This window comes from Micromonospora sp. D75, from assembly GCF_018070405.1.
Classification (GTDB): Bacteria; Actinomycetota; Actinomycetes; order Mycobacteriales; family Micromonosporaceae; genus Micromonospora; species Micromonospora chalcea.
Window position 1 is genome coordinate 1 of sequence record NZ_JAGPXV010001166.1, and the last position, 537, is coordinate 537.

At 75.4% G+C, this 537-nt stretch carries 1 pseudogene; it reads right to left on the reverse strand.

What is annotated here, in order from left to right:
- Nucleotides 1-484, reverse strand: a pseudogene (locus KBX39_RS32660) (peptidase); the annotation flags it as partial.
- Nucleotides 485-537: the final 53 nt, after the last annotated feature.

Sequence of the window (537 nt, forward strand, 5' to 3'; positions counted from 1 at the left end):
GCACGGGCAGGTCGGTGACGGAGAGCCGGACGTAGTAGGTGCCGGGCAGCGGGTCGCCCGACCACGGCTCGGCCCACGGCCGTACCCGGCGCAGCGTGCAGCCGAGCGCCACGCTCGTGGCCGCCGCGTCCGCTGTCGGCGTCTGCGCGCCGGCCGTGCACGCCTGCCGGCGGCGCAGCCCGTCGAAGACGTCGACGGTCCAGGTGGACGCGCCGGTGCGTCGCTTCGGGAACGTGACGGTGGCGGTGATCTCGTGCACCTGCCCGGCGTCGGCCCGGAACGACCAGTACAGGTGGTCGCCGGTCGACGCGCCCACCTGCACCGGCTGCCCGGCGGTGACGGTGGTGGCGGTGAGGAACGAGGTGCCGGCCTTGGTCACAGTGGTCGCGCCCGGTGACGGACTGGGCGCGGCCAGGGCCGCCGCCGGGGTGAGCGCGAGACCGACGGCGGTGGTCGCCGCCGCGGCGCGGATCAGCGTACGCATGCTCAGTTCACCCTCCACGTGTGCACCCACCAGCGGGTGAGCAGTCCGGCGAC